The 19,471-nt window shown below is 63.3% G+C and carries 22 protein-coding genes; 16 read left to right on the top strand and 6 right to left on the bottom strand.

The annotated features are described in order from the left end of the window. On the top strand, window positions 1–312 hold the full coding sequence (locus AC5QPF_RS25995; RefSeq protein ID WP_494960523.1) for an NGG1p interacting factor NIF3: 312 nt from the start codon (window positions 1–3) through the stop codon (window positions 310–312). Window positions 313–363: 51 nt separating this feature from the next. On the opposite strand, the gene AC5QPF_RS25990 is transcribed toward AC5QPF_RS25995, so the two are convergent. Next, window positions 364–921: a L,D-transpeptidase family protein gene (locus AC5QPF_RS25990; protein WP_494960522.1), complete on the bottom strand. Its 558-nt coding sequence runs from the start codon at window positions 919–921 to the stop codon at window positions 364–366. A gap of 26 nt (window positions 922–947) precedes the next feature. Continuing rightward, window positions 948–1,508 (bottom strand): zinc ribbon domain-containing protein, encoded by a 561-nt coding sequence (locus AC5QPF_RS25985; protein ID WP_494960521.1) that lies wholly within the window; start codon window positions 1,506–1,508, stop codon window positions 948–950. A 130-nt stretch (window positions 1,509–1,638) separates the two neighbouring features. Between AC5QPF_RS25985 and AC5QPF_RS25980 the strand changes: the two genes are divergently transcribed. The 5 genes from AC5QPF_RS25980 (at window position 1,639) to purT (ending at window position 4,860) form a co-directional block, all read left to right on the top strand. After that, a complete protein-coding gene (locus tag AC5QPF_RS25980; protein ID WP_494960520.1) occupies window positions 1,639–2,238 on the top strand; it encodes a CoA pyrophosphatase in 600 nt (199 codons plus the stop codon). 43 nt (window positions 2,239–2,281) lie between these two features. Next, window positions 2,282–2,806, top strand: a complete 525-nt coding sequence (locus AC5QPF_RS25975; RefSeq protein ID WP_494960519.1) for a gamma carbonic anhydrase family protein — start codon at window positions 2,282–2,284, stop codon at window positions 2,804–2,806. Further along, window positions 2,806–3,018 (top strand): DUF1289 domain-containing protein, encoded by a 213-nt coding sequence (locus AC5QPF_RS25970; protein ID WP_494960518.1) that lies wholly within the window; start codon window positions 2,806–2,808, stop codon window positions 3,016–3,018. Before AC5QPF_RS25975 ends, AC5QPF_RS25970 begins: the two co-directional genes overlap by 1 nt. Before the next feature lie 67 nt (window positions 3,019–3,085). After that, on the top strand, window positions 3,086–3,553 hold the full coding sequence (locus AC5QPF_RS25965; protein ID WP_494960517.1) for a preQ0 transporter: 468 nt from the start codon (window positions 3,086–3,088) through the stop codon (window positions 3,551–3,553). A 125-nt stretch (window positions 3,554–3,678) separates the two neighbouring features. Next, window positions 3,679–4,860 (top strand): formate-dependent phosphoribosylglycinamide formyltransferase, encoded by a 1,182-nt coding sequence (purT, locus tag AC5QPF_RS25960; RefSeq protein ID WP_494960516.1) that lies wholly within the window; start codon window positions 3,679–3,681, stop codon window positions 4,858–4,860. 41 nt (window positions 4,861–4,901) lie between these two features. On the opposite strand, the gene AC5QPF_RS25955 is transcribed toward purT, so the two are convergent. The 3 genes from AC5QPF_RS25955 to AC5QPF_RS25945 all read right to left on the bottom strand — a co-directional run bounded on the left by AC5QPF_RS25955 (window position 4,902) and on the right by AC5QPF_RS25945 (window position 8,557). Then, window positions 4,902–6,206, bottom strand: a complete 1,305-nt coding sequence (locus tag AC5QPF_RS25955; RefSeq protein WP_494960515.1) for an MFS transporter — start codon at window positions 6,204–6,206, stop codon at window positions 4,902–4,904. Window positions 6,207–6,513: 307 nt separating this feature from the next. Then, window positions 6,514–7,734 carry a transporter associated domain-containing protein gene (locus AC5QPF_RS25950; RefSeq protein ID WP_494960514.1) on the bottom strand — a complete coding sequence of 407 codons (1,221 nt, stop codon included), beginning with the start codon at window positions 7,732–7,734 and terminating at the stop codon, window positions 6,514–6,516. A gap of 10 nt (window positions 7,735–7,744) precedes the next feature. Next, window positions 7,745–8,557, bottom strand: a complete 813-nt coding sequence (locus AC5QPF_RS25945; RefSeq protein WP_494960513.1) for a cytochrome c biogenesis protein CcsA — start codon at window positions 8,555–8,557, stop codon at window positions 7,745–7,747. A gap of 175 nt (window positions 8,558–8,732) precedes the next feature. Between AC5QPF_RS25945 and ffh the strand changes: the two genes are divergently transcribed. From ffh to AC5QPF_RS25915, 6 genes are all read left to right on the top strand, one after another. Beyond that, entirely contained in the window at window positions 8,733–10,109 is a 1,377-nt protein-coding gene (gene ffh, locus AC5QPF_RS25940; protein WP_330075059.1) for a signal recognition particle protein, read from the top strand. A 234-nt stretch (window positions 10,110–10,343) separates the two neighbouring features. After that, entirely contained in the window at window positions 10,344–10,595 is a 252-nt protein-coding gene (gene rpsP, locus AC5QPF_RS25935) for a 30S ribosomal protein S16 (RefSeq protein WP_042122088.1), read from the top strand. A 5-nt stretch (window positions 10,596–10,600) separates the two neighbouring features. Next, window positions 10,601–11,137, top strand: a complete 537-nt coding sequence (rimM, locus tag AC5QPF_RS25930; RefSeq protein WP_494960512.1) for a ribosome maturation factor RimM — start codon at window positions 10,601–10,603, stop codon at window positions 11,135–11,137. A gap of 3 nt (window positions 11,138–11,140) precedes the next feature. Further along, the gene (trmD, locus tag AC5QPF_RS25925; protein ID WP_494960511.1) at window positions 11,141–11,893 is read left to right on the top strand and encodes a tRNA (guanosine(37)-N1)-methyltransferase TrmD; all 753 of its coding nucleotides are present in this window, start codon (window positions 11,141–11,143) and stop codon (window positions 11,891–11,893) included. A 43-nt stretch (window positions 11,894–11,936) separates the two neighbouring features. After that, window positions 11,937–12,287, top strand: coding sequence for a 50S ribosomal protein L19 (gene rplS / locus AC5QPF_RS25920; protein ID WP_042122082.1), 351 nt, complete (start codon window positions 11,937–11,939; stop codon window positions 12,285–12,287). Between the two features lie 110 nt (window positions 12,288–12,397). Next, the gene (locus tag AC5QPF_RS25915) at window positions 12,398–12,805 is read left to right on the top strand and encodes a hotdog domain-containing protein (RefSeq protein ID WP_494960510.1); all 408 of its coding nucleotides are present in this window, start codon (window positions 12,398–12,400) and stop codon (window positions 12,803–12,805) included. A 5-nt stretch (window positions 12,806–12,810) separates the two neighbouring features. Here AC5QPF_RS25915 and AC5QPF_RS25910 read toward each other — a convergent pair whose 3' ends face one another. Then, entirely contained in the window at window positions 12,811–14,613 is a 1,803-nt protein-coding gene (locus AC5QPF_RS25910; RefSeq protein WP_494960509.1) for a cation:proton antiporter domain-containing protein, read from the bottom strand. 77 nt (window positions 14,614–14,690) lie between these two features. On the opposite strand from AC5QPF_RS25910, the gene xerD reads away from it, so the two are divergent. From xerD to thrC, 4 genes are all read left to right on the top strand, one after another. After that, the gene (xerD, locus tag AC5QPF_RS25905; protein ID WP_494960508.1) at window positions 14,691–15,587 is read left to right on the top strand and encodes a site-specific tyrosine recombinase XerD; all 897 of its coding nucleotides are present in this window, start codon (window positions 14,691–14,693) and stop codon (window positions 15,585–15,587) included. A 140-nt stretch (window positions 15,588–15,727) separates the two neighbouring features. Continuing rightward, window positions 15,728–16,459, top strand: a complete 732-nt coding sequence (gene dsbC, locus AC5QPF_RS25900) for a bifunctional protein-disulfide isomerase/oxidoreductase DsbC (RefSeq protein ID WP_494960507.1) — start codon at window positions 15,728–15,730, stop codon at window positions 16,457–16,459. Window positions 16,460–16,540: 81 nt separating this feature from the next. Next, window positions 16,541–17,845, top strand: a complete 1,305-nt coding sequence (locus tag AC5QPF_RS25895) for a homoserine dehydrogenase (RefSeq protein WP_494960506.1) — start codon at window positions 16,541–16,543, stop codon at window positions 17,843–17,845. 101 nt (window positions 17,846–17,946) lie between these two features. Next, window positions 17,947–19,356 carry a threonine synthase gene (thrC, locus tag AC5QPF_RS25890; RefSeq protein ID WP_494960505.1) on the top strand — a complete coding sequence of 470 codons (1,410 nt, stop codon included), beginning with the start codon at window positions 17,947–17,949 and terminating at the stop codon, window positions 19,354–19,356. Window positions 19,357–19,471 lie beyond the last annotated feature (115 nt).

Raw genomic sequence — 19,471 nt, 5'->3', positions numbered from 1 at the left:
TTGTACAAACTCGCGTTCTTCGTCCCGCCAAGCCACGTCGACACGGTCAAGCAGGCCGTGTTCGCCGCGGGTGGCGGGCGGATCGGCGACTATGACAGCTGTGCCTGGCAGGTGCTGGGCCAGGGCCAGTTCCGCCCGCTGGACGGTGCAACGCCGTTCATCGGGCAGGCTGGGGTCGTGGAGTCGGTGGAAGAGTGGCGGGTGGAGCTGGTGGTGGCGGACGAGCTGATTCATCAGGTCGTTGCGGCGCTGAAGCAGAGCCATCCCTATGAAACCCCGGCCTACGAGGCCTGGAAGCTTGCCGATATCTAGCGACTGAACGCAAAACCCTGTGGGAGCTGCCTGGAAGGGCTGGTTCCAGTCTCAGGGCCGAATCTCGATCATCGTCCCGTCCTTCACCAACCCCCACACTTCCCGCATGTCCACATTGCGCATGGCGATGCAGCCTTCGGTCCAGTCGAGGGTGTGGAATACCTGCTCGGGGTATTCGACGCTGTCCGGCGTGCCGTGGATCATGATCATCCCGCCTGGCTGAACGCCTTCGCGGCGGGCCTTGGCGGCGTCGCTGACATTCGGGTAGGACACGTGGATGGCCAGGTTGTAGCGGTCCGAGGCCTTGCGCCAGTCCAGCCAGTAGAAGCCTTCCGGGGTGCGCTTGTCACCTTCGCGTTCCTTGGCTCCAACCGGTTTCTTGCCCAGGGAAATGCGATAGGTCTTCAGCGGCTCGCCGGCGCTGATCAGTTGCAGGCGGCGTTGCGATTTGATCACCAGGACCTTGTCGATGCGTTCCAGCGACGGTTTGCTGTCGACCGGGGAGGCGGCCGGAGCCTGGGGCACGGGCTTGCGGATGATGGTTTCGGTAAAGGCGGCCTGGGACACCGAAGCCACACCGAGGCAGAAAAGGGCAAGCAACCAACGCATGTGTACGGTATCCCCGAAAAGCGGTTTCACGAATCGATAGTAGGTGGCGGGGCGAAAGAGGGCGGCAGGCAATCGTTGCGTACCGGGTAGTGCTGCTTTTCGCGGTCCCGATAGTAGCATTCTAGTGTGACGCGCACGGTGCGGAAAGCCAGCTCGTCCCACGGGATCTCATGTTCCTCGAACAAGCGCACTTCCAGGCTCTCGACGCCGACGTCGAAGTCCAGGTCGGCCAGTTCGCCGCGGAAGAACACGTGCACCTGGTTGATATGCGGCAGGTCGTAGAGGTGATAAAGCGCCAGATCTTGCAGGCGCGCGCAGGCTTCCTCCACGGTTTCCCGACGCGCGGCCTGTTCCATGGTCTCGCCGTTCTCCATGAACCCGGCCGGCAGGGTCCAGTAGCCGCGACGCGGCTCGATGGCGCGGCGACAGAGCAGTACCTGGCTGCCATGGCTGGGCAGCACGCCGGCGACGATATTGGGATTCTGGTAATGGATGGTCTGGCAGTGATCGCAGACATAGCGCAGACGGGAATCGCCGTCGGGAATGCGCTGGGTGACTGCCTTGCCGCACGCGCTGCAGTATTTCATGCTTATCTTCCTGAGAGTTGCCGCTATCTTCGCGCTCCGTTCGCGGCCGCCGCAAGTGCGATCGTCAGCGGGGGTTGGGCGCGGCGCGGCTTTGGTGCATGATGCAGGACGCAATTGGACGAGAGAAACCATGCTGGACGAGCTTCTTCGCCGTGTGAGCAGTCACACCCCGGGTACTTTGGAAACTGACAAACGTTTTCCCGAGGCCGCGGTGTTGTTGCCCATCACCCGCAGCGAAGAGCCGGAGCTGGTTCTCACCCTGCGCGCCAAGGGCCTGTCCACCCACGGTGGCGAGGTGGCCTTTCCCGGTGGCCGTCGAGATCCGGAGGACCCGGACCTGGTGTTCACCGCGCTGCGCGAGGCCGAGGAAGAAATCGGCCTGCCGCCGGGCCTGGTCGAGGTGATCGGCCCGCTGACGCCGCTGGTGTCGCTGCATGGCCTGAAAGTCACGCCCTATGTCGGGCTGATTCCCGACTACGTCGAGTACCAGCCCAACGATGCGGAAATCGCTGCAGTGTTCACCGTGCCCCTGGAGTTTTTCCGCCAGGACCCGCGCGACCATACCCACCGCATCGACTACCAGGGCCGCAGTTGGTACGTGCCCAGCTACCGCTTCGGCGAATACAAGATCTGGGGGTTGTCGGCGATCATGATCGTAGAGCTGGTCAACCTGCTCTACGACGCCAAAATCAGCCTGCACCAGCCCCCGGAACGCTTCACCCCCATCTGACGAGCGGGACCACCCGCCGCGCATCCACCGTGAGGATCCACGCATGAAATACCGTCTGGGCGACCTGCGGGTCGAGACCCATCCGCAAAGCTGGGTGGCGCCCAATGCCACGCTGATCGGCAAGGTGCGCCTGCAGGCGGGGGCCAGTGTCTGGTTCAACGCGGTCTTGCGCGGCGACAACGAACTGATCGACATCGGCGAGAACAGCAACGTCCAGGACGGGACGGTGATGCACGCTGACATGGGCTCGCCACTGACCATCGGCAAGGGCGTGACCATCGGCCACAACGCAATGCTTCACGGCTGCACGGTGGACGACTACAGCCTGATCGGCATCAACGCGGTGATCCTCAACGGCGCGAAGATCGGCAAACACTGCATCATCGGCGCCAATGCGCTGATCCCGGAAGGCAAGGAAATTCCCGAGGGTTCGCTGGTTATGGGCTCGCCGGGCAAGGTGGTGCGTGAACTGACCGACGCGCAAAAGAAAATGCTCGAAGCGAGCGCGGCCCACTATGTGCACAACGCCCAACGCTATGCCCGCGATCTGGTCGCCGAGGACGCGTGATGAGCAACACGGAAAAACCGGTCGCCTCGCCCTGCGTCAGCATTTGCGCGCTGGATGATCACGATATCTGTACCGGCTGCCAGCGCACCGCCATGGAAATTACCCGCTGGGGCCGCATGGACAATGCCGAGCGCCGTCAGGTGTTGGTGCTATGCCACGAGCGGGCCCTCGCCGCAGGCCTGATATTCGGCCAGGCCGCCAAGGTCAGCTGACTCAAGGGACTTGGCCGCGCAGGGGCTCTGCATTACCCTGTGCGGCTTGTCCATCGGTTCTCTCCCCATGTTCTTTCTCATCGCCTATATCAGCAGCGTGGTGCTGATCAACTACGCCTTCTCCAGTGCGCCGCACCTGGATGTCATCTGGTCTGCCTGGGGCGGGCTGGTGTTCGTCCTGCGCGACATGGTGCAGACCCGCTTCGGCCATGGTGCGCTGGTCGCCATGCTGGTGGCGCTGGTGCTGTCCTATGTCACCTCGGACCCGGCCATCGCCCTGGCCAGTGCCACCGCGTTCGCGGTTTCGGAGCTGATCGACTGGCTGGTGTTCAGCATTACCAAGCGGCCGTTGCATGACCGCTTGTGGATCAGTTCGGCGCTTAGCATCCCCATCGACACCTTCATCTTCTTCGGCATGATCGGCGCCCTGACGCCGGCGGTGGTGGGTACGGCGCTGGCCTCGAAGTTCGCCGGGGTCACTGCGGTGTGGCTGGCCATGGCCTGGCGGGTGCGCAAGAGCGCCATCGCCAACTGACTGCTTGCACCGAACCCTGTGGGACCTGTGTCGCACTCCCGATCATTGCTCATGTAAAATATGCGCCTTTCGCTGGCCCGCACCGTGCTGGGGCGGTCCTGGATCTATCCCGCTGAGGACCTGAAATGACTCGTATCGGAACTCCATTGTCGCCCACCGCGACCCGCGTACTGCTGTGTGGCTGCGGCGAGTTGGGCAAGGAAGTGGTGATCGAGCTGCAACGCCTGGGCGTTGAAGTGATCGCCGTGGACCGTTACGCCAATGCCCCGGCCATGCAGGTGGCGCACCGCAGCCATGTGATCAACATGCTTGACGGTGCCGCTCTGCGCGCAGTGATCGAGGCCGAGAAACCGCACTACATCGTGCCGGAAATCGAAGCCATCGCCACCGCCACCCTGGTCGAGCTGGAAGCCGAAGGCTTCACCGTGGTGCCGACGGCTCGCGCCGCACAACTGACCATGAACCGCGAAGGCATCCGCCGCCTGGCCGCCGAAGAGCTGGACCTGCCGACCTCGCCGTACCACTTCGCCGACACCTTCGAAGACTACAAGGCCGCTGCTCTGGACCTGGGCTTCCCTTGCGTGGTCAAGCCGGTGATGAGCTCGTCGGGCAAAGGCCAGAGCCTGCTGAAGAGCGCTGACGACCTGCAGAAGGCCTGGGACTACGCCCAGGAGGGTGGCCGCGCTGGCAAGGGTCGGGTGATCATCGAGGGCTTCATCGATTTCGAGTACGAAATCACCCTGCTGACCGTTCGTCATGTCGGCGGCACCACCTTCTGTGCGCCAGTCGGTCACCGCCAGGAAAAAGGCGACTATCAGGAGTCCTGGCAGCCACAAGCCATGAGCCCGGTGGCGCTGGCCGAGTCCGAGCGCGTGGCCAAGGCGGTCACCGAAGCCCTGGGCGGTCGCGGTCTGTTCGGCGTGGAGCTGTTCGTGAAGGGCGATCAGGTCTGGTTCAGCGAAGTGTCGCCGCGTCCGCACGACACCGGTCTGGTCACCCTGATTTCCCAGGACCTGTCGCAGTTCGCCCTGCACGCCCGTGCCATCCTCGGCCTGCCAATCCCGGCGATCCGCCAGTTCGGCCCGTCGGCTTCGGCGGTGATCCTGGTGGAAGGCACCTCGCAGCAGACCGCCTTCGACAACCTCGGTGCCGCGCTGGCCGAGCCTGACACCGCGCTGCGCCTGTTCGGCAAGCCAGAAGTCAACGGTCAGCGCCGCATGGGCGTGTGCCTGGCGCGTGACGAGTCGATCGAAGCTGCCCGGACCAAGGCGACCCGCGCTTCGCAAGCGGTCAAGGTCGAGCTGTAAGGATCAGGACCAACTGGGGCCGCAACGCGGCCCCTTTTTAGTTACAACTCCGCGTGCCGGGTTTCCTTCAGGCACAGCACTGCGATCAGGCTCAGTAGAGCCGCCACCGACACATACCCGCCCACCCAGCTCAATCCCCCCATCACCACCAGCTTCTGCGCGAAGAAGGGTGCCGCCGAGGCACCGACGATACCGCCCAGGTTGTACGCCGCCGACGCACCGGTGTAACGGACATGGGTAGGGAACAGTTCCGGCAGCAGCGCGCCCATCGGGGCGAAGGTCACGCCCATCAGGAACAGCTCGATGGCCAGGAACAGCGCCACCCCGGCGGTGGAGCCGGATGTCAGCAATGGCTCCATGGCAAAGCCCGAGGCGATTGCCAGCACGGCGCCGACGATCAGTACCGGCTTGCGTCCGTAGCGGTCGCTGAGCCAGGCCGACAGCGGCGTTGCGAGGGCCATGAAGACCACAGCGAAGCACAGCAGGCCGAGGAAGGTTTCCCGTGTGTAACCCAGCGTCGACACGCCATAGCTCAGGGAAAACACCGTGGAGATGTAGAACAGCGCGTAGCACACCACCATTGCGGCGGCACCAAGCACTACTGGCAGCCAGTATTGGGCGAACAGTTCTACCACCGGCAGCTTCACCCGCTCGTGCCGGGCGATGGCCTTGGCGAAGACCGGTGTTTCCTCCAGCTTCAGCCGCACGTACAGGCCGACGATGACCAGCACGGCACTGAGCAGGAAAGGAATGCGCCAGCCCCAGGCCCGGAAGTCTTCATCGCTGAGAAGCATGGCCAAGGCCAGGAACAGGCCGTTGGCGGCGAGGAAACCGATGGACGGACCCAGTTGCGGGAACATGCCGAACCAGGCGCGCTTGCCCTTCGGCGCATTCTCCGTGGCCAGCAGCGCCGCGCCACCCCATTCGCCGCCCAGCCCCAGGCCCTGGCCGAAGCGCAGCACGCAGAGCAGGATCGGCGCCCAGACACCGATGCTGTCATGCCCCGGCAGCACGCCGATCAGCGTGGTACAGACCCCCATCAGCAGCAGCGAGGCAACCAGCGTTGACTTGCGCCCGATGCGGTCGCCGAAGTGGCCGAACAGCGCCGAGCCCAGCGGCCGGGCGAGGAAGGCGATGCCGAAGGTGAGGAAGGCCGAGAGCATCTGCGCGGTGCCGGAGGTCTGCGGGAAGAACACCGGGCCGATCACCAGTGCGGCGGCGGTTGCATAGACGTAGAAGTCGTAGAACTCGATGGCGGTGCCGATGAAGCTGGCGGTGGCGACTCGCGCTGGCGAATTGCCGGACGGCGCGGCGTCCGCCTCGTTGTAGGTGCTGCTGGTTGTCATGCGGTGTACCCCTGACAGTCGAGTGCTCTTCTGGCGACCACGCACGGATGGCAGCGAGGGGCGCCGGAGCGTTATTTATTGGAATGACTCGCGTCGCCGAGCATACGCCCTGTGGGGATAAGGGCGGGCGCGGGCACTGTTCGGGGTGTGAAGCAGTGCCGCTGGAGCGCGCGATGCGGCGGAATGCGCTGGCCGCAAAGCACCGGATGCGGGTAGCGGGCGCGACGGCAGGGCTGGGTAAGCGTGGACCGAGTATAGCCACATTCGATACTGAATGTGTCTGTCCCGTGGCTTGGCGAGTAGCGAATCAGGCGGCGGGCAGGCGTGCCACGGTCCAGACCAGGATGCGGCTGGCGCGGTTGTCCTCGGTTTCGAGGATTTCCAGGCGGTAGCGGCCGATCTTCAGACACACCGCGCTGTCCGGGATGCTCTCCAGGGCTTCGGTGACCAGGCCGTTGAGGGTCTTGGGGCCGTCGCTGGGCAGGTGCCAGCCGAGGCAGCGGTTCAGTTCGCGGATGGCGATGGCGCCTTCGATGACGTAGCGCCCGTCGGCCTGCGGATGGATATGCGGGTTGTCCTGGCTGTCCTGTTCTTCGAACTCGCCGACGATTTCTTCGAGTATGTCTTCGAGGGTGACGATGCCCTGCACTTCACCGTATTCATCGACGACGATGCCCATGCGCCGCTGCTGCTTGTGGAAATTCAGCAACTGCATCTGCAGCGGGGTGCTTTCCGGGACGAAGTAGGGCTCGTAGCAGGCGGCCAGCAAGCTTTCGTGGGTCAGCTCGGCCTTGGGCAGCAGGTGGGCGATGTGGCGGAGGTTGAGCACCGCCTGGACCTGGTTGATATCGCTGTGGAACACCGGGAGGCGGGTGTGCTTGCAGGCGGTCAACTGTTTGATGATGGCCTCGATCGGGTCATCCAGGTTGACCCCGTCGACCTCGCTGCGCGGCACCAGGATATGGTTGACGGTGATCTTTTCCAGGGCCAGGAGGCTGTTGGGCAGGGTATGCGGACCGGGTTTGTCCTGGTCTTCCTGGCGGTCATCGGTTTCTTCGGTGTCGTTCTCGTGATGGTTGACCATCGCTGGCTGCACCGCGAAGGGGCGTACGATCAGGCGGGCGATGCCGTCCAGCAGGCAGGCCAGCGGCTGCAGCAGGCGCAGGGGGAGCTTGAGGATGATGCCCAGGCCAATGAACGCCTCGGGATTGCGTCGGGCCAGTTGCCGCGGCAGGTACTCGGCACAGACCAGTATCAGCAGTGCTGCGCCTAGGCAGCCCAGCCAGAAACCGTATTCGCCCTGGCAGCGCAGGCCGGTGAGGGCTGCGAGGGTAAACACCAGCAGCTTGCCGAGGCTCGCGGCCAGGACCAGGGCCTGGGCCGGGATACCGTCGAGGGTGGGGTGACTGTCGCTGCGCCGGGCGCTGGCCAGTCGTTGGCGCGCGGCGTCGACGGCAGTGAACAGCGCCGACCACAACAAGGCCAGGGCCAGGAGCCCGAGCAGCGGAGCCAGCGGCAGAGTGTTCATCGATCGCCCGTCAGATATGCAGGATGAATTCGCGTACCAGCTTGCTGCCGAAGTACGCCAGCATCAGCAGGCAGAACCCGGCCAGGGTCCAGCGGATCGCCTTGTGTCCGCGCCAGCCGAGGCGGGTACGGCCCCACAGCAGCACGCTGAAGACGATCCAGGCGACGCAGGCCAGCAGGGTCTTGTGCACCAGGTGCTGGGCGAACAGGTTTTCGAGGAACAGCCAGCCGGAAATCAAGGACAGCGTGAGCAGGCCCCAGCCGGCCCAGAGGAAGCCGAACAGCAGGCTTTCCATGGTCTGCAGCGGCGGGAAGTTGCGGATCAGCCCCGACGGGTGCTTGTGCTTGAGCTGGTGGTCCTGCACCAGCAGCAACAGCGCCTGGAACACCGCGATGGTGAACAGGCCGTAGGCCAGGATCGACAGCAGGATATGGGCGAGGATGCCCGGCTCCTCGTTGATCAGCGGCACCGTGCCGGACGGCGCGAACTGGGCGATCAGCGCCGTCAGCAGGCCGAGCGGGAACAGCAGCAGGAGCAGGTTCTCCACCGGGCTGCGCAGGCAGGCGAGCAGGGTGATGGCGATCACCGCCGTGGCGATCAGGCTCGCGGCGCTGAAAAAGTCCAGGCTCAGGCCCAGGGGCGTGAGCAACTGCCAGAACAGCGCGGTGCCCTGGGCGACGACCGCCACTGCGCCAAGCAGGCCGAGCAGGCGCTTGTCGGCCTTGACGCCGCGGGAAAGCCCGATGGCTTGGAGGGCGAACGCGGCGGCATACAGGCAGGCGGCGATCAGGTTGGGTAGCAAGCTGGGTGACAAGGGGAGCATAAGTCCTGTTAGGCAAGCCCGAAAGTCGCCGAGTTTGGCATAGAACGCGGGCCCCTAGGAAGACTGCGCGCCGACGGCATGGTGTGCGCTGGCCTCAGTCTTCGTTATAATCGCGCCCCTGCCCGCGCCCCTGGGCTGGCTAAACCCCGGTTCCAACGAGCCTGAAAGGATCCCCATGTTTGAAAACCTGACCGATCGTCTGTCACAGACGCTGCGCCATGTCACCGGCAAGGCCAAGCTGAATGAAGACAACATCAAAGACACCCTGCGCGAAGTGCGCATGGCGTTGCTCGAAGCCGACGTCGCCCTGCCGGTGGTCAAGGACTTCGTCAACAAGGTCAAGGAACGTGCGGTGGGTACCGAGGTTTCCCGCAGCCTGACCCCGGGCCAGGCGTTCGTGAAGATCGTCCAGGCCGAGCTCGAAGAGCTGATGGGCGCGGCCAACGAGGACCTGAGCCTGAACGCCGCGCCGCCTGCCGTGGTGCTGATGGCCGGTCTGCAGGGGGCGGGTAAAACCACCACCGCCGGCAAGCTGGCTCGCTTCCTGAAGGAGCGCAAGAAGAAGACCGTCATGGTCGTCTCCGCCGACGTCTACCGCCCGGCGGCGATCAAGCAGCTGGAAACCCTTGCCAACGACATCGGCGTGACCTTCTTCCCGTCCGACATCAGCCAGAAGCCGGTGGCCATTGCCGAAGCGGCGATCCGCGAAGCCAAGCTGAAATTCATCGACGTGGTCATCGTCGACACCGCCGGTCGTCTGCACATCGACGCCGACATGATGACCGAGATCAAGGACCTGCACGCCGCGGTCAAGCCGATCGAGACGTTGTTCGTGGTCGACGCCATGACCGGCCAGGACGCTGCCAACACCGCCAAGGCCTTCGGCGACGCGCTGCCGCTGACCGGCGTGGTGCTGACCAAGGTCGATGGTGACGCTCGTGGCGGTGCCGCGCTGTCGGTGCGCGCCATCACTGGCAAGCCGATCAAGTTCATCGGCATGGGCGAGAAGACCGAGGCCCTGGAGCCGTTCCATCCGGACCGTATCGCTTCGCGGATCCTCGGCATGGGCGACGTGCTCAGCCTGATCGAGCAGGCCGAGCAGAATATCGACAAGGCCAAGGCCGACAAGCTGGCCAAGAAGCTGAAGAAGGGCAAGGGCTTCGACCTCGAAGACTTCCGCGACCAACTGCAACAGATGAAGAACATGGGCGGCCTCGGCGGGCTGATGGACAAGCTGCCGAGCATCGGCGGGGTCAACCTGTCGCAGATGGGCAACGCTCAGGGCGCGGCCGAGAAGCAGTTCAAGCAGATGGAAGCGATCATCAACTCGATGACCCCGGCCGAACGCCGCGATCCCGAGCTGATCAGCGGTTCGCGCAAGCGCCGCATCGCCCTGGGTTCCGGCACCCAGGTACAGGACATCGGCCGCCTGATCAAGCAGCACAAGCAGATGCAGAAGATGATGAAGAAGTTTTCTGCCAAGGGCGGCATGGCCAAGATGATGCGCGGCCTTGGCGGCATGATGCCTGGCGGCGGCATGCCCAAGCTGTAAACCCTATTCCGGGGTGGTGGCGCCTGCGGCACCACCTTCGAAACCCGCTTCGGCGGGAAAATCGCTGCCTTATAAAAGGGCAGCCTCATTGCAGATCTGTATGACAGACAGGCAGTTGCCAGAAAAAAGGCATTTGCAAAAGTCCGTGTATTCCCCGAGAATATGCGGCCTTTCGGGCACCCGTGCCCGTTTGGCCTATAGATTTGCAGCACCGACTACAGGAACGATGTTCACATGGTAACCATCCGTCTTGCCCGTGGCGGCTCCAAAAAGCGCCCATTCTACCACCTCACCGTGACCAACAGCCGCAATGCGCGCGATGGTCGTTTCGTTGAGCGTATCGGCTTCTTCAACCCGATTGCTTCGGGCGCAGAAGTCAAACTGTCCGTAAACCAAGAGCGCGCCACCTACTGGCTGGCTCAAGGTGCACAGCCGTCTGAGCGCGTTGCTCAGCTGCTGAAGGAAGCTGCCAAGGCTGCTGCCTGAGCACTATGAACGCGACGCCAGAAACTGCAGATGACCTCATCGTCGTCGGCAAGATTTTTTCGGTACACGGCGTTCGCGGCGAGGTGAAGGTTTTTTCCTTTACCGATCCGATCGACAACCTGTTGCAGTACCGCCACTGGACGCTTCGGCGCGAAGGCGTGGTCAAGCAGGTAGAGCTGGTCAAGGGCCGATCCGGTCAAAAGGATCTGGTCGCCAAGCTCAAGGGGCTCGATGATCGCGACGAAGCTCGTCTTCTGAGCGGTTATGAGATCTGTATCTCGCGAAGCCTTTTGCCCAACCTGGCCAACGACGAGTACTACTGGTACCAGCTCGTGGGTCTGAGTGTCATCAACCAGGACGGACACCTGTTCGGCAAGGTTGATCACCTGTTGGAGACCGGCGCGAACGATGTAATGGTGGTCAAGCCCTGTGCTGGCAGCCTCGATGATCGTGAACGACTGTTGCCGTATACCCGGCAATGCGTGTTGGCGATCGATCTGGCCGCGAGTGAGATGAGGGTCGAATGGGATGCGGATTTCTAAGCAATGGCGAGCCTGCGCGTAGAAGTCATCACGTTGTTCCCCGAGATGTTCTCGGCCATCAGTGAGTACGGCATTACCAGCCGGGCGGTGAAACAGGGGTTGTTGCAACTGACCTGCTGGAACCCGCGGGACTACACCACGGATCGTCACCACACGGTGGATGATCGGCCTTTTGGCGGTGGTCCGGGCATGGTGATGAAGATAAAGCCCCTGGAAGATGCCCTGGTCGATGCCAGGCAGGCAACCGGAGGTAAGGCGAAGGTGATTTACCTCTCGCCGCAAGGCCGCAAGCTGAATCAGTCGGCGGTCAAGGACCTGGCGAAGCATGAATCGTTGATTCTGATAGCCGGTCGTTACGAAGGCATCGACGAGCGTTTCATTGAAGCTCATGTCGATGAAGAGTGGTCGATTGGCGACTATGTATTGTCTGGCGGCGAGCTGCCGGCGATGGTCCTGATCGATGCGGTTACACGGCTGCTGCCCGGAGCTTTAGGGCATGTGGACTCGGCGGAGGAAGACTCTTTCACCGACGGTCTGCTGGATTGCCCGCACTACACCCGGCCTGAGGTGTATGCGGATCAGCGTGTTCCCGACGTGTTGCTAAGTGGCAACCATGCACACATCCGGCGCTGGCGTTTGCAGCAGTCCCTTGGGCGGACCTGGGAACGACGCGCTGATCTTCTGGAAAGTCGCTCACTTTCTGGAGAAGAGAAGAAGCTGCTCGAGGAATACATCCGCGAGCGGGACGATAGTTAACGTATCGATGGTAAATCTGACGATTTGCCTTAGGAGCACAGAGATGACCAACAAAATCATTCAGCAGATCGAAGCTGAACAGATGAGCAAAGAGATCCCTACCTTTGCCCCGGGCGACACCGTTGTCGTTCAGGTGAAAGTGAAGGAAGGCGATCGTTCCCGTCTGCAGGCGTTCGAAGGCGTTGTAATCGCCAAGCGCAACCGCGGTCTGAACAGCGCATTCACCGTTCGCAAGATCTCCAACGGTGTTGGCGTTGAGCGTACTTTCCAGACCTACAGCCCGCAAATCGACAGCCTGGCCGTGAAACGTCGTGGTGACGTGCGTAAAGCCAAGCTGTACTACCTGCGTGACCTGTCCGGTAAAGCAGCTCGCATCAAGGAAAAACTGGCCTGAGTCCAGTCCGACCTTTGCGAAAGAAAGGGCAGCCTACGGGCTGCCCTTTTTGCATTTTCAAGGCCGCCACAGGGTCCGCGTCGCGTCATCGTTTTTGTTGAGTGTCCCCCATGACTACCCGAGATCAGGAAATCGAACGCCGCACCGCGCTGTCGGTCACACGCGTGACCAAGGCGGTGTTCCCCTCCACCACCAACCACCACAACACCCTGTTCGGCGGCACCGCCCTGGCCTGGATGGATGAAGTCTCGTTCATCGCCGCCACACGTTTCTGCCGCCTGCCACTGGTGACTGTGTCCACCGACCGTATCGACTTCAAGCACCCGATCGCCGCCGGCTCCATCGTCGAGCTGGTCGGCACCGTGGTGAAGGTTGGCAACACCAGCCTCAAGGTGGAAGTCGAGGTATTCGTCGAAAGCATGAGCTGCGATAGCCGCGAGAAAGCCATTCATGGCCTGTTCAGCTTCGTCGCCATCGACGAGGACAAGCGCCCGGTGCCGGTGCTGCCGGGCTTCTGAGCCCTTCAGTCCTTTTCCGGCTGGATCAACGACAGCAGTGTCCATCCTGACGCGGGCTTGAGCGGGTGGTCCGGGCCGACCACATGTACCCAGCCGCTGGCATCGCGGGCGAACAGCAAGGTGGCCCTGTCGCCGTGAAGGGCTCGGTAGGCCTCCCAGTCGAAGGCGTCGGTCAGGTGCGTGCTGTACAGCTCGGCGCCCTGGTGCAATTGGTTGGCCAGTTGCACGTAAGTCAGCGGCTGGCTGCCTAGCGCCTGGCCACGGTGTTCGTCGCTGGCCCGATGCTTGTCGCTGCGGCTGAGTTCCAGGCCGCTGGCCAGGGAAAACAGGCGCTGCACACCGAAATCATGGCGAAAACGCATGCAGGCCAGGGCGTTCAGCTCACCCGCCGGCGACAGGCCAAGCAGATGGCCCAGCCCGACGAGGTCCAGATGCGCATCGGCGTGCTGTGACGCCGGGTTGCCGAAATAGGTCGCCAGCCCGTCCATGCGCGCCGCGCGGATGTTTTCCCAGCTCGAATCGGTCAACAACACGCGGCTACCCATCTGCTGCAAGGCTTTGCCAATGGCCCGCGCCGGCGGGTTGGCGCCGACGATGAGAAAGCCGCTGGGCGCCGGCTCCGCCACTTTCAACAGGCGTGCCAGCGGTCGTGCGGTGGCACTTTGCAGCACCACGGTGCCTATGATCACCGCGAAGGTCAGTGGCACCAGCAGCAGGGCGCTGTCATGCCCGGCCTCGTCGAGGCGGATGGCGAAGATCGCCGAGACCGCCGCCGCGACAATGCCCCGCGGGGCAATCCAGGCCAGCAGGGCTCGTTCCCGCCAATTCAGCGGCGAGCCCCAAGTGGACAGGGCGACGTTCAAGGGTCGGGCGATCAACTGGATCACCAACAGCAGCGCCAGCACCGCCGGACCGAGGCCGAGCAGGGCGCTGAGGTCGAGGCGCGCTGCCAGCAGGATGAACAGCCCGGAAATCAGCAGGACGCTGAGGTTCTCCTTGAAATGCAGGATCTGCCGGACATCCACGCCCTTCATGTTCGCCAGCCACATCCCCATCACCGTCACCGCCAGCAGCCCGGATTCGTGCATGACCTGGTTGGCAGCGATGAAGATCCCCAGTACCGCCGCCAGAGAGGCCAGGTTGTGCAGGTATTCCGGCAGCCATTGCTCGCGCATCACCTGGCTGAGGATCCAGCCACCGGCGGCACCGAAGGCACTGCCGCACAGGATCACCCCGGCAAAGGTCTTCAGGCTCTGGGTGAGGCCTTCATCTGCGGCGCTGGCGATGATGAAGCTGTACACCACCACGGCGAGCAGGGCACCGATCGGGTCGATGACGATACCTTCCCAGCGCAGGATGTTGGCGATCGCCGACTTGGGCCGCATCACCCGCAGCATCGGCACGATCACGGTGGGCCCGGTGACCAGGGTCAGGGTGCCGAACAGCACCGCCAGCGGCCAGTCGAAGCCCAGCAGCCAGTGGGTGGCGACGGCGATCACCACCCAGGTCACCAAGGCGCCCACGGTGACCATGCGTTGCACCACGCTGCCGATCTCGCGCCATTGCGAAAGGTGCAGGGTCAGGCTGCCTTCGAACAGGATCAGCGCCACCGCCAGCGATACCAGCGGCATCAGCAGGGGGCCGAACATCTCCTGGGGATCGAGCCAGCCCAGCACCGGTCCTGCGAGGATGCCGCTGAGCAGCAGGAAGAGAATGGCTGGCAGTTTCAGGCGCCAGGCCAGCCACTGGCAGGCCAGTGCCGCCGCGCCGATGCCACCGAAAGCCAGGAGGATCTGTTGTTCGTTCATGCGGATTCCCTATCCCGGGCAGGTTATGGAAGACTAGCCATCTTTCGGCGTTTTCATCGCCTGTTCACAGAGCCGTCATGCCCGCAATAGACCATCCCCTGATCGACCAGTTTCTCGATGCCCTGTGGCTGGAGAAAGGCCTGTCCGACAACACCCGTGCGTCCTACCGCAGCGACCTGGCCTTGTTCAACGGCTGGTTGCAGGACAAGGGTGTCCAGCTGCCCGACGCCGGCCGCGAGCTGATCCTCGATCACCTCGGCTGGCGCCTGGACAATGCCTACAAACCACGCTCCACGGCGCGTTTTCTCTCGGGCGTGCGCGGCTTCTATCGCTACCTGCTGCGGGAAAAGCTGATCGCCATCGATCCGACCCTGCAGGTGGATATGCCGCAACTGGGCCGGCCGTTGCCCAAGTCCCTCTCCGAAGCCGATGTCGAAGCGCTGTTGCGCGCCCCGGACCTTGGCGAAGCCATCGGCCAGCGCGACCGCGCCATGCTGGAGGTGCTCTACGCCTGCGGCCTGCGGGTGACCGAACTGGTCAGCCTGACCCTCGACCAGATCAACCTGCGCCAAGGCGTGCTGCGGGTGATGGGCAAGGGCAGCAAGGAGCGCCTGGTGCCCATGGGCGAGGAGGCGGTGGTGTGGATCGAGCGCTACCTGCGCGACGGGCGCGCCGAGCTGCTCAATGGCCGTCCCAGCGACGTGCTGTTCCCTAGCCTGCGCGGCGAGCAGATGACCCGGCAAACCTTCTGGCACCGCATCAAGCACCATGCCACCGTGGCCGGGATCGGCAAGGCGCTGTCGCCCCACACCCTGCGCCATGCCTTCGCCACCCACCTGCTCAACCACGGTGCCGATCTGCGCGTGGTACAGATGCTGCTGGGGCACAGCGATCTGTCCACCACGCAGATCTACACCCATGTGGCCAAGGCCCGCCTGCAGGAGCTGCATGCTCGTCATCATCCGCGGGGTTAGCCGCTATTTGGCTTCTCGACGGCCCGTGTACTGGGCGGTGAATGTGTTAGTCTTTCAATGTTTACGTCCTGGGCCGGCGAAATCCCCGCGTTTTCAGCACGGGCGTCCCTATTCCGGTCCTATGCAAGGAGTTTCCCCTCATGCGCTTGATCCAGACCCTCGCGGCCGCCGCCCTGGCGCTGGTCACTTCGTTCGCCGTGGCTGACGATGCCGAAAAGGCGATCCGCGAAACGCTGAAATCGCTGGATTCCGAAATCCCGGTCGAGAGTATCGCCAAGAGCCCGTTCTCCAGCCTGTATGAAGTCAAGCTGCAGGGCGGTCGTGTTCTTTATGCCAGCGCCGACGGCCAGTACGTGATGCAGGGCAACCTGTTCCAGGTGGAAAACGGCAAGCCGGTCAACCTCACCGAGAAGGCCGAGCGTGCCGGCATCGCCAAGACCATCAACACCATCCCGACTGCGGAAATGGTGATCTATCCGGCCAAGGGCCAGGCCAAGTCGCACATCACCGTCTTCACCGACACCACTTGCCCGTATTGCCACAAGCTGCACGAGGAAGTCGCCGAACTGAACAAGCTCGGTGTCGAAGTGCGCTACGTCGCGTTTCCGCGTCAGGGCCTTGGCTCGCCGGGTGACGAGCAACTGCAGGCAGTCTGGTGCTCCAAGGACCGCAACACGGCCCTGGACAACATGATCGGCGGCAAGGAAATCAAGGCCGCCAAGTGCGAGAACCCGGTGAGCAAGCAGTTCGCCATGGGCCAGTCGATCGGTGTCAACGGCACCCCGGCCATCGTCCTTGAGGACGGCCAGGTGATCCCGGGCTACCAGCCGGCAAAGCAGGTGGCCAAGCTGGCCCTGGCCAGCACCAAGTAATTCAATCAGCGGGCCGTCTTCATGGGGAGACGGCCTTTTTCATGACCGGCCGCGTGTCGGTCGTTCAATGGGGAGTTCACAGTGAAACCGGTCAAAGTAGGCATCTGTGGGTTGGGGACCGTCGGTGGCGGAACCTTCAATGTTCTTAAGCGAAACGCCGAGGAAATCGCCCGCCGCGCCGGGCGTGGCATCGAAGTGGCACAGATTGCCATGCGTTCGCCCAACCCGAACTGCCAGATTACCGGTACCCCCATTACCGCTGACGTGTTCGAGGTCGCGACCAACCCCGAGATCGATATTGTCATTGAACTGATCGGCGGCTACACCGTGGCCCGCGACCTGGTGCTCAAGGCCATCGACAACGGCAAGCACGTGGTCACCGCGAACAAGGCGCTGATTGCCGTGCACGGCAACGAGATCTTCGCCCGCGCCCGCGAGAAGGGCGTCATCGTCGCCTTCGAGGCGGCGGTGGCCGGCGGCATTCCGGTAATCAAGGCGATCCGTGAAGGCCTCTCGGCCAACCGCATCAACTGGGTCGCCGGCATCATCAACGGCACCGGCAACTTCATCCTCACCGAAATGCGCGAGAAGGGCCGCACCTTCCCTGACGTGCTGGCCGAAGCCCAGGCGCTGGGCTATGCCGAAGCCGATCCGACCTTCGACGTCGAGGGCATCGACGCCGCGCACAAGCTGACCATCCTCGCGTCCATCGCCTTCGGCATCCCGCTGCAGTTCGACAAGGCCTACACCGAGGGCATCACCCAGCTGACCACTGCCGACGTCAACTACGCCGAGGCACTGGGCTACCGCATCAAGCACCTGGGCGTGGCCCGCAGCACTGCCGCCGGCATCGAGTTGCGCGTACACCCGACCCTGATTCCGGCCGACCGCCTGATCGCCAACGTCAATGGCGTGATGAACGCGGTCATGGTCAACGGCGACGCCGCAGGCTCGACCCTGTTCTACGGCGCCGGCGCCGGCATGGAGCCGACCGCTTCTTCGGTGGTCGCCGACCTGGTGGACGTGGTTCGCGCCATGACCGCTGACCCGGAAAACCGCGTACCGCACCTGGCTTTCCAGCCGGATTCGCTGTCCGCCCACCCCATTCTGCCGATCGAAGCCTGCGAAACCGCGTACTACCTGCGCATCCAGGCCAAGGACCATCCGGGCGTACTGGCCCAGGTGGCGAGCATCCTGTCCGAACGCGGGATCAACATCGAGTCGATCATGCAGAAGGAAGTCGAGGAACAGGACGGCCTGGTCCCGATGATCCTGCTGACCCACGAGGTGCAGGAGCAGCGCATGAACGACGCGATCGTCGCTCTGGAAGCGCTGCAGGATGTGATCGGCAAGGTCGTGCGGATCCGCGTCGAACAACTCAATTAAGTCCAGCGGCAAGCTGCAAGCCACAAGCGGCAAGAACGAGCGCAGCTGCTTTTTCTTGCCACTTGAAACTTGCAGCCTGAAGCTCAAAGAAGGTTTGTCCCATGCGCTATATCAGTACCCGTGGCCAGGCGCCGGCCCTGAATTTCGAAGACGTGCTGCTGGCTGGCCTGGCCAGCGACGGCGGTCTCTACGTACCGGAGAACCTGCCGCGTTTCACTCAGGAAGAGATCGCTTCCTGGGCCGGCCTGCCATACCACGAACTGGCGTTCCGGGTGATGCGCCCGTTCGTCACCGGCAGCATCGCCGACGCTGACTTCAAGAAGATCCTCGAAGAAACCTACGGCGAGTTCGCCCACGCCGCAGTCGCCCCGCTGCGTCAGCTGAACAGCAACGAGTGGGTGCTGGAGCTGTTCCACGGCCCGACCCTGGCGTTCAAGGACTTTGCCCTGCAACTGCTCGGTCGTCTGCTCGACCACGTCCTGGCCAAGCGCGGCGAGCGCGTGGTGATCATGGGCGCCACCAGTGGTGACACCGGTTCTGCGGCAATCGAAGGCTGCCGCCGTTGCGACAACGTCGACATCTTCATCCTGCACCCGCACCAGCGCGTGTCGGAAGTGCAGCGCCGGCAGATGACCACCATTCTCGGCGAGAACATCCACAACATCGCCATCGAAGGCAACTTCGACGACTGCCAGGAGATGGTCAAGAACAGCTTCGCCGACCAAGGCTTCCTCAAGGGCACTCGCCTGGTGGCGGTCAACTCGATCAACTGGGCGCGGATCATGGCCCAGATCGTCTACTACTTCCACGCGGCCCTGCAACTGGGCGGCCCGGCCCGTTCCATCGCGTTCTCGGTGCCGACCGGCAACTTCGGCGACATCTTCGCCGGCTACCTGGCGCGCAACATGGGCCTGCCGATCAGCCAGCTGATCGTCGCGACCAACCGCAACGACATCCTGCACCGCTTCATGAGCGGCAACCAGTACGTCAAGGAAACCCTGCACGCGACCCTGTCGCCGTCGATGGACATCATGGTTTCTTCGAACTTCGAGCGCCTGCTGTTCGACCTGCACGGTCGCAACGGCGCGGCAATCGCCGAGCTGATGGCCAATTTCAAGCAGGGCGGCGGTTTCAGCGTCGAGCAGGACCGCTGGACCGAAGCGCGCAAGCTGTTCGACTCGCTGGCCGTGGATGACGCGCAGACCTGCGAAACCATCGCCGAAGTCTTCGCCCAGACCGGCGAAATACTCGACCCGCACACCGCGATCGGCGTCAAGGCGGCCCGCGAATGCCGCCGCAGCCTGGACACCCCGATGGTGGTGCTGGGCACCGCGCACCCGGTCAAGTTCCCGGATGCCGTGGAGAAGGCGGGTGTCGAGAAGGCCCTGGAACTGCCGGCGCACCTGTCCGACCTGTTCTCGCGGGAAGAACGCTGCACCGTTCTGGCCAACGACCTGGGCAAGGTTCAGGCGTTTGTCAGCCAGCATGGCAATCGCGGCAAGCCGCTGTAAGCGGTTCGTCTGATGCAAGAAAGCCCGTCCTCAGTGACGGGCTTTTTCATTTCGATCAGAAGCAAAGATCAAAAGTAAGATGCGGACCGTGTGGGAGCGGGTTCATCCGCGATGG

The sequence above is a fragment of the Pseudomonas sp. Con_6 genome (assembly GCF_059379395.1).
The sequence above is the reverse complement of the archived record's forward strand: the minus strand, read 5'-3'. Positions and strand labels throughout refer to the sequence as shown.

Excerpts from the sequence above, each read along its gene's own strand:
- purT (WP_494960516.1), top strand. The coding sequence starts at position 3,679 with ATGACTCGTATCGGAACTCCATTGTCGCCCACCGCGACCCGCGTACTG.
- AC5QPF_RS25955 (WP_494960515.1), bottom strand. The coding sequence starts at position 6,206 with ATGACAACCAGCAGCACCTACAACGAGGCGGACGCCGCGCCGTCCGGC.
- rpsP (WP_042122088.1), top strand. The coding sequence starts at position 10,344 with ATGGTAACCATCCGTCTTGCCCGTGGCGGCTCCAAAAAGCGCCCATTC.
- trmD (WP_494960511.1), top strand. The coding sequence starts at position 11,141 with ATGGCGAGCCTGCGCGTAGAAGTCATCACGTTGTTCCCCGAGATGTTC.
- AC5QPF_RS25915 (WP_494960510.1), top strand. The coding sequence starts at position 12,398 with ATGACTACCCGAGATCAGGAAATCGAACGCCGCACCGCGCTGTCGGTC.
- AC5QPF_RS25970 (WP_494960518.1), top strand. The coding sequence starts at position 2,806 with ATGAGCAACACGGAAAAACCGGTCGCCTCGCCCTGCGTCAGCATTTGC.
- AC5QPF_RS25965 (WP_494960517.1), top strand. The coding sequence starts at position 3,086 with ATGTTCTTTCTCATCGCCTATATCAGCAGCGTGGTGCTGATCAACTAC.
- rplS (WP_042122082.1), top strand. The coding sequence starts at position 11,937 with ATGACCAACAAAATCATTCAGCAGATCGAAGCTGAACAGATGAGCAAA.
- rimM (WP_494960512.1), top strand. The coding sequence starts at position 10,601 with ATGAACGCGACGCCAGAAACTGCAGATGACCTCATCGTCGTCGGCAAG.
- AC5QPF_RS25950 (WP_494960514.1), bottom strand. The coding sequence starts at position 7,734 with ATGAACACTCTGCCGCTGGCTCCGCTGCTCGGGCTCCTGGCCCTGGCC.
- dsbC (WP_494960507.1), top strand. The coding sequence starts at position 15,728 with ATGCGCTTGATCCAGACCCTCGCGGCCGCCGCCCTGGCGCTGGTCACT.
- AC5QPF_RS25910 (WP_494960509.1), bottom strand. The coding sequence starts at position 14,613 with ATGAACGAACAACAGATCCTCCTGGCTTTCGGTGGCATCGGCGCGGCG.
- AC5QPF_RS25985 (WP_494960521.1), bottom strand. The coding sequence starts at position 1,508 with ATGAAATACTGCAGCGCGTGCGGCAAGGCAGTCACCCAGCGCATTCCC.
- AC5QPF_RS25975 (WP_494960519.1), top strand. The coding sequence starts at position 2,282 with ATGAAATACCGTCTGGGCGACCTGCGGGTCGAGACCCATCCGCAAAGC.
- ffh (WP_330075059.1), top strand. The coding sequence starts at position 8,733 with ATGTTTGAAAACCTGACCGATCGTCTGTCACAGACGCTGCGCCATGTC.
- AC5QPF_RS25945 (WP_494960513.1), bottom strand. The coding sequence starts at position 8,557 with ATGCTCCCCTTGTCACCCAGCTTGCTACCCAACCTGATCGCCGCCTGC.
- AC5QPF_RS25980 (WP_494960520.1), top strand. The coding sequence starts at position 1,639 with ATGCTGGACGAGCTTCTTCGCCGTGTGAGCAGTCACACCCCGGGTACT.
- xerD (WP_494960508.1), top strand. The coding sequence starts at position 14,691 with ATGCCCGCAATAGACCATCCCCTGATCGACCAGTTTCTCGATGCCCTG.
- thrC (WP_494960505.1), top strand. The coding sequence starts at position 17,947 with ATGCGCTATATCAGTACCCGTGGCCAGGCGCCGGCCCTGAATTTCGAA.
- AC5QPF_RS25990 (WP_494960522.1), bottom strand. The coding sequence starts at position 921 with ATGCGTTGGTTGCTTGCCCTTTTCTGCCTCGGTGTGGCTTCGGTGTCC.